We start from the raw sequence: 7,090 nt of genomic DNA, 5'->3' as shown, positions 1-7,090 counted from the left end.
TATTCCACTTAACTGACTGGCATTACTTAAGTCTGAAATCCGGTAACTGTCCGATCGAGCCTGAGCTCTATGGATGACGTTGTTAGTTGCCGCGTCATTTCCCATCTTGCTGCATCAGGGCCTTGCGTAACTTCCCGGGTGACATGCCAAACATGCTCTGAAAGTGCCGAATAAAATGTGGCGCATCGGCGAAGCCACATTCAAAGGCAATCTCGCTAATCTGGCGGTCGGAACTCACCAGCAACCATCTGCCGAACCTGAGTCGGACCTGTCGGTAGAACTGGGCCGGGCTGTTGTTGGTTTCAGCGACAAACAGGCGTTCCAATTGCCGTTTACTGGTGCCGACCAGATGCGCAATGGCCTCAATTTCCAGGGGTTGGGCCATGTGTTTCTCCATCAACATCACGGCTTCGTGCAGCCGGCGATTGGATGAACTGGCGTACCCGAGGGCCTTGCGTCGGTCGACGAAACTGCTGGACGTGTTCTTTGCCACCGTCATCTGATGCACAACCTTGCCCGCACGATCCGGTCCGCAGTGCAGGCCAATCAGGTGAAGCGCCAGTTCGATGACTGACACACCGCCCGCGCAGGTGATCCGGTCCCGGTCGATCAGAAAATCTCTGTTGATGACAAAACGCAACGAGGGAAACAGTCGCTTCCAGTCGTCGCCATGATAGGCGTGGACACACGCCGTTCGCCCCTCCATCAGGCCATGTCGCGCGAGCACGAAACTGCCGGTGCACAGGCCGATCAACGGCACCTGTGCCGCCGCGGCCTGGTGGAGGAACGCGGGATAGGTTTTCGGCACTGCCTCGATGGAGTCGAGCAATCCACCAATCACCACGATGTAGTCGAAACGCTTCGGATCAGCGAGTTCACTGTCGATTGGTACGTCCAGTCCGCTACTGGAAATGACTCTTTGCCCGGGGGTGCCCAGTACTTTCCATTGGCAGCGTATGGGGCGGCTTTGATCTCCTGTATCGGCGGCATGCCGCAACGCATCGGTCAGCCCTGACAGTGACAGCAAAGGGAAGCGTGGCCACAACATGATGCCAATAGACAGCTCGGCAGTGCCGCGGCGCATGGGTGGATGACGCGCCTGTCCATGATCGAGCTCGTCCACGAGGCTTTCCTGGGGTGCCACGGGCTCTGTGCCGCCAGAATGTCGCAAATGTTCAATCATTCGTGCAAAGCGTCCAACCAGTTATACCGCCGGGCCCACTACGATGGACCGATGCGAAACGTTCTGCTGCCACAATAAAAACTAATCGAGGAGCATCCGATGAAGACGTCCAAAGTCCAGCGTTTTTCCGCTATCTGTGCCGGTTTTCTGGTGTCCGTGCTGGCCACGGCACCGGTGTTCGCATTGGAGACAGTAGAGCCGGGAAGCCTGACCATCGCCTTCAGTGGTGATATGCCAGGAACAGGGTATCAAGATAGTCGGATGGTCGGCTATGACGGTGAAATCCTTCAACAAATATCCGAAAAGCTGGGCCTTAAGGTCAAACCGGCATTAATGGAATGGTCGGGGACGATCGCCTCGGTGCAGTCCAAGCGAGTGGACGTCATGGCAGGCACCATGGGCTGGACCGAACAGCGCTCGAAAATCATGACCTTGAGCGATCCTATTCACTACTTCAAGAACGGTATCACCCAGACAGACAAGACCAACTGGAACAGCCTCAAGGATTTGCAAGGCAAGAAAGTCGGCACCATCACCGGATTTTCGTTCATCCCCGAGATGCGCAAGATCGATGGCCTGCAGGTCGCCCTGTACGACACGTCTGATGCGGCCGTTCGCGATCTGCTCGCCGGACGGATCGATGCGGTGATTGGCGATCCACCGGTCATGCAATACGCCATTTCTCGCAATGAGCAATGGCACCTGCGTTTCAACGCCTTTGTCGACAACGATCCGAATTTCCCATTGCTGACTGGCTTGGGCCAGGTGGTGTTCGGCTTCAACAAGGCCAGTCCGGAACTGGTGACGGCGGTCAACGCGCAGATTCAGACGCTCTGGAAAAACTGTGAGATGCGCAAGGTCGGCGCTCGCTACGGCCTGACCCAGGATGTCTGGTTCATGCCCGAAGGCAAGGACCTGCGCCTGGGCGTCGATCGCCCAGCGGACTGGACGCTACCTGGCTGCAAATAAGTGTGTGCGGCGATGGGGCGGATTCATGCCGATGCGCCGGACTCATCGCCATGCCTATAACAAAAAGAGGTTAGCCAAGATGTCGAGCCCGTCTGACACCGCGTTGCTGCGCGTGCACGAATTACACAAGAACTATGGCGATCTGGAAGTGCTCAAGGGCATCAGCCTGGAGTTGAAGCCCGGTGAGACCCTGTCATTGATTGGCCCAAGCGGTTCTGGAAAGTCCACCTGCCTGCGTTGCATCAATTACCTGGAAAAACCCACCAGCGGCGAGATCTGGCTGGGGGATGAGCTGATCGGGCAGGTCAAGGACGGTAAGCGTTTACGCCTGATGAGTGATCGGGAGATGGCGCCGCAGCGCCGCGAGATCGCCATGGTGTTCCAGTTGTTCTATCTCTGGCCGCACTTGAACGTGCGCGATAACGTCGCGCTCGGTCCTATCAAGGCCCAAGGCATGCCGCGCAAGCAAGCGTATGAGTTGGCCGACGCGATGTTGGAAAAAGTCCATCTGCGGCACAAGGCCGAGGCTTATCCCGAGCAGTTGTCGGGTGGTCAGCAACAGCGGGTCGCCATCGCCCGGGCTTTGGCCCAGCAACCGAAAGTGATTCTGTTCGACGAACCGACCTCGGCGTTGGATCCCGAGTTGGTCGGCGAAGTGTTGGCCGTGATTCGCGAGCTGGCGGAAGAGGGCCGCAGCATGATCATGGTCACCCACGAAGTGAGGTTTGCTCGCGATGTGGCGGATCGGGTGATCTTCATGGACGGCGGGCGCATTGTCGAACAGGGGCCGTCGGCGCAAGTCATCGACAACCCTCGTCACGAACGCACCCGCAGTTTTCTGGGGCGCATGGCTGTGGAGAGCGCCTGATGGTGAATCTGCAAGCTTTCCTCGGACTGTTGCCCTTGCTGTTGAAAGGCGCAATGAACGCGTTGCAAATCGCCCTCTGCACCTTGGTGCTGGCCAGTGCGGGCGGTTTGATACTGGCGGTTTTACTGACGTTCAGCCGATCGCGACTGGTACACGGCGCCATCGCCTGTTTTATCGAATGGATGCGCAACGTGCCTGCGCTGGCGCACTTGTTCCTGATCTACTTCGGGCTGTCCTATCTGGGAATCAACTTGCCCGCGTGGTTGGCGGCCATCGTCGGTTTGAGCCTGGTAGGCAGCGCAGTGCTGGCCGATACTTTCCGAGCCGGCTTGCAATCGCTGCACGTCGGCCAGCATGAAGCCGGACAGGCTGTCGGCTTGCACCGTCTGCAAATTTTGCGCTACATCCTCTTGCCCCAGGCCCTGCGCGTTGCGTTGCCGGCTTACGCCAACTATGTCACGCAACTGATCAAGGACACGTCCATCGCCTCGGCCATTGCCGTGCCGGAAATCATGTTCCTTGCCCGCAATCTTGTGACCTCCACGTTCCAGACCTCGCTGATTTATCTCGCGGTGATGTGCATTTATGCGGCGATGATCCTGCCAATTGGCGTGGGCTTCATCCGACTTGAACGTCATTTGAGGGCGGCGCGATGATCAGTTTTTTCCAACAATACCCGGAATACTGGAGCGATTGGTTCGCGCGCCTGCTACTCGGCGCGCGAGTCAGCGCCGAGCTGTCCCTGACAGGCTTCGCCCTGGCGGCGGTGTTGGGCGCGTTACTGGCCTGGGCGATGAAGAGCCCCAGCGTATTGCTCAAGCGTCTGGCGGTGTTCTTCATCCAGGGGATGCGTGCGGTGCCGCTCCTGGCGTTGCTGCTGGCGCTGTACTTCACCTTGCCCAGCCTCGGGCTGACGCTGTCTGGTTACTGGGCCGGCGCCATCGGTTTGGGTTTGCAGGGCTCGGCCTACGTCGCGGAAATCCTGCGCGGTGGACTCGACTCCTTGCATCGCGGCCAACGTGAGTCGGCCATCGCCACCGGCCTGACGCCGTTGCAAGCCTTTACCTCGGTGATCTTTCCGCAAGCCATTCGCGGCATGTTGCCGCCGTTGCTCAATGCCTACGTGTCGATTCTGAAGGACAGCTCCCTGTGCGCCCTGATCGCCACCGATGAGTTGATGCTGGCGGCCCGGGCCATCGCGTCCGAATCCTTTTTGCCGATGCATATTTTCCTGCTGGTGGGGTTGTTCTATTTCGTCATCGCTTTCCCTCTTTCTCTGTTATCGCGAGTGCTGGAAGTACGATTTTCTCGCGGACGCAAAACCATTCGAGGCTGAACACATGAACATCAAGGATCGAACCGCTTCCCACAGCATCGGCCAGTTGCGGCAAGCGCTGGCCTCCGGAGCGCTCACAAGCGAGTCCCTGGTTGGCGCGCAACTGGAGCGGATCGAGCGTTTCAACGGTCAACTCAATGCTTATGTCGAGGCCTATCCCCAGCGCGCGCTCGGTGCCGCCATCGCGGCCGATCGGCAACGGGCTGCCGGTGTCAACCTGGGGCCATTGCATGGCATTCCGGTTGCGATCAAGGATCTGTTCGAAATCGACGGCAAGGCCATCACCGGTGGTTCGCTGGCACAGCAGCCGCGTATCTCGCGGCTCACCGCCACGGCAGTCCAGCGACTGGAGCGCGCCGGGGCGATCATCATGGGCAAGACCCACACCGTAGAGTTTGCTTTCGGGGGGTGGGGCACCAATGCCGTGATGGGCACGCCGTGGAACCCATGGGACTGCGACGTGCATCGTGCTCCAGGCGGGTCCAGCAGTGGTTCAGCGGTGGCCGTGGCCGGCGGATTGGCAAGCGCGGCATTGGGTACCGACACGGGCGGCTCGGTGCGAATCCCGGCGGGTATGTGTGGTCTGGTGGGGTTGAAAACCACGCGTGGGTTGGTGAGCCGTCACGGTTTGATTGAGTTGTGTCCATCGCTGGATTCGGTGGGGCCGATTACGCACACCGTCGAAGACGCCGCGTGGATGCTTGACGCGCTACTGGGGCCGGACCCGCTGGATTCGGTCTCGGCCAAGTCGCCAGTCTTCAGTGCCGCGGCAGGCTTGAATCTTCCGGTGGCCGGTCTGCGCATCTGGGTGCTCCCACAGACCGAGCGCGTACACATCGCGCCTGGCGTATTGGCAGCCTATGACCAGGGGCTTGAGCAATTGGCCGCACTGGGCATGCATCTGGTCGAACAGCCGCTACCGACTTCGCTGGAGCAGTGCATGCGCGTTGCCGGTGGCCTCATGAGTGCCGAAGGCTACGCCAGCCTTGGCAGTTTGTTCGAACGCGATGATCTGCGCTTCGATCCTCATGTGCAGCGTCGGGTGCTGAGCGGACGCGCCATCGACGCGGCGGCTTATATCGATTTGCACAACCAGCGACGTGTTGCCCGCCAAGCCATGGACGAGGCCATGTCCAACGTCGATGCCTGTGCGTTTCCGACCAACGCCATTGGCAGCGTGCCGCTGAATCAGGTCGATGAATACGGTACGCCGCTGGCCTTGCTCGGCCGTTTCGCCAACCTGCTCAATCTCTGTTCAGTGGCGCTGCCGGTGGGCTTCGACGAGCAACGTATGCCGGTCTCGATGCAGATCGTCGGGCGTGCTTTCGCCGAACCCTTGGTCCTGCGGATCGCCCATGCCTACCAGCAAATCAGTGATTGGCACCAGCGGCGGCCTGTGGGTTGGGACCTGTCGGACAGGGTGGTGGCGTGATGGAAATCTGTGTCGTCGGAGCTGATATCGTTGGCTTGAGCAGTGCCTGGTTTCTACACAAGGCCGGTCGTAACGTCACCGTTGCAAGCGCTGGCCGATCCCGCTCTGCTAGCGCAGCGCCTTAACTTTCTCAATTCACGGAGTAAACCCGATGGCAACGATTCAACGTTTTCAGAGCAACGCGCGGATGTCCGGTGTGGTCAGTCACGGCGATCTGCTTTACCTCTCCGGCCAGGTGCCCACGGATCTACACGTTGGCATCGAAGAGCAGACGCGGCAGGTGCTGGCCAAGATCGAAGCCTTGTTGTCGCTGGCGGGCAGCGACAAGGGCCAGCTTTTGAGCGCACAGATCTGGCTCAAAGACATTGATCGTGATTTCGCGCCGATGAATGCGGTGTGGGACGCCTGGCTGCCAGCGGATAGCGCTCCGGCACGGGCCACTGTTCAGGCGTGTCTGGCGCGGCCTGAGGTGCTGGTGGAGATTATGGTTATAGCGGTGAAATCTGCTTCTGGTGTTTGAGAAGGTTCAGGCGTTCATCGCCTGATTGGCTTCGGTACGCCAAATGAAAGCTGGCAAGGCGGCACGCAAAACCGAGGTGACGCTTTCGGCTGCCGCTGAGGCCAGGGCTAAAGTCGGTGTATCTCAAAGTGCATTTGCAGAGCTGCTGGGAGTCAGCCTGCGTACGTTGCAGGATTGGGAGCAGGGTCGTCGGCGACCTGTCGGTGCGGCACAGACTCTTCACAGACTCTTCTGCGGGGCGCGAGCCAGCACCCTGAGGCGTTGCGAGACCTTCAAGACGTCTGACGTTTAATTACGTCGAGCCGTGAATTCCAGGCACAAAAAAAGACGTCCGTGGACGTCTTTAGATGATGAAGTGGTGGGCCGGGGTAATCTGAAACGGTAATTTATCTTATTGATTATTATAGTTAATATTAGTTGTGTATTTTGATTGGAATACCAAATGGAATACCTCATGAGATAGCATTCCGTTGACCCCCGTCTGTATTCGACCTGAAAACCTTGCTTCGCATCCATGATAAGCAGTGATCTTCTCGCAGCAGTCGGGACAACGGGTAGCAATCGATCCGAATCGGAAGGTGGCAACAGGCAGAAACCGGCCAAAAGCGGATGCTCAAGGTCGAACTTTTTCGACCCTAAGCTGCCTTTTTATGGGCATAAAAGTGGTTCAGCCTAAGCCGCTATCGACCCAGAAATAGCAGTCACAGGGTGATTGCTTTTACCGATAGCAACCGACTGCGCCAATCCATGTCCATTACGAACTGTGTTTAAATCCCATGCAC

8 protein-coding genes and 1 pseudogene are annotated in these 7,090 nt (G+C 58.5%); 8 read left to right on the top strand and 1 reads right to left on the bottom strand.

Translation table 11 applies throughout. From position 1 onward, the window contains the following. Nucleotides 1-94: 94 nt before the first annotated feature. Nucleotides 95-1,123 carry a GlxA family transcriptional regulator gene (locus tag HU715_RS25445; RefSeq protein WP_367617219.1) on the bottom strand — a complete coding sequence of 343 codons (1,029 nt, stop codon included), beginning with the start codon at nucleotides 1,121-1,123 and terminating at the stop codon, nucleotides 95-97. Between the two features lie 159 nt (nucleotides 1,124-1,282). On the opposite strand from HU715_RS25445, the gene HU715_RS25440 reads away from it, so the two are divergent. The 8 genes and pseudogenes from HU715_RS25440 (at nucleotide 1,283) to HU715_RS25410 (ending at nucleotide 6,593) form a co-directional block, all read left to right on the top strand. Beyond that, a complete protein-coding gene (locus tag HU715_RS25440; RefSeq protein ID WP_186705962.1) occupies nucleotides 1,283-2,152 on the top strand; it encodes a substrate-binding periplasmic protein in 870 nt (289 codons plus the stop codon). Between the two features lie 79 nt (nucleotides 2,153-2,231). Further along, nucleotides 2,232-3,020 carry an amino acid ABC transporter ATP-binding protein gene (locus HU715_RS25435; protein ID WP_225917693.1) on the top strand — a complete coding sequence of 263 codons (789 nt, stop codon included), beginning with the start codon at nucleotides 2,232-2,234 and terminating at the stop codon, nucleotides 3,018-3,020. Beyond that, the gene (locus HU715_RS25430; RefSeq protein WP_186705963.1) at nucleotides 3,020-3,676 is read left to right on the top strand and encodes an amino acid ABC transporter permease; all 657 of its coding nucleotides are present in this window, start codon (nucleotides 3,020-3,022) and stop codon (nucleotides 3,674-3,676) included. The genes HU715_RS25435 and HU715_RS25430 overlap by 1 nt, the downstream gene beginning before the upstream one ends. After that, on the top strand, nucleotides 3,673-4,356 hold the full coding sequence (locus HU715_RS25425; protein ID WP_186705964.1) for an amino acid ABC transporter permease: 684 nt from the start codon (nucleotides 3,673-3,675) through the stop codon (nucleotides 4,354-4,356). The genes HU715_RS25430 and HU715_RS25425 overlap by 4 nt, the downstream gene beginning before the upstream one ends. A 4-nt stretch (nucleotides 4,357-4,360) precedes the next feature. Then, a complete protein-coding gene (locus HU715_RS25420) occupies nucleotides 4,361-5,788 on the top strand; it encodes an amidase (RefSeq protein ID WP_186705965.1) in 1,428 nt (475 codons plus the stop codon). After that, the gene (locus HU715_RS27570; RefSeq protein WP_346343462.1) at nucleotides 5,788-5,913 is read left to right on the top strand and encodes an NAD(P)-binding protein; all 126 of its coding nucleotides are present in this window, start codon (nucleotides 5,788-5,790) and stop codon (nucleotides 5,911-5,913) included. Before HU715_RS25420 ends, HU715_RS27570 begins: the two co-directional genes overlap by 1 nt. Before the next feature lie 26 nt (nucleotides 5,914-5,939). Next, nucleotides 5,940-6,308, top strand: a complete 369-nt coding sequence (locus HU715_RS25415; protein ID WP_186705966.1) for a RidA family protein — start codon at nucleotides 5,940-5,942, stop codon at nucleotides 6,306-6,308. A gap of 43 nt (nucleotides 6,309-6,351) precedes the next feature. Continuing rightward, a pseudogene (locus HU715_RS25410) lies at nucleotides 6,352-6,593 on the top strand (helix-turn-helix domain-containing protein). Nucleotides 6,594-7,090 lie beyond the last annotated feature (497 nt).

Source organism: Pseudomonas zanjanensis, assembly GCF_014268745.2.
In the GTDB taxonomy this organism is placed as follows: domain Bacteria; phylum Pseudomonadota; class Gammaproteobacteria; order Pseudomonadales; family Pseudomonadaceae; genus Aquipseudomonas; species Aquipseudomonas zanjanensis.
The sequence above is the reverse complement of the archived record's forward strand: the minus strand, read 5'-3'. Positions and strand labels throughout refer to the sequence as shown.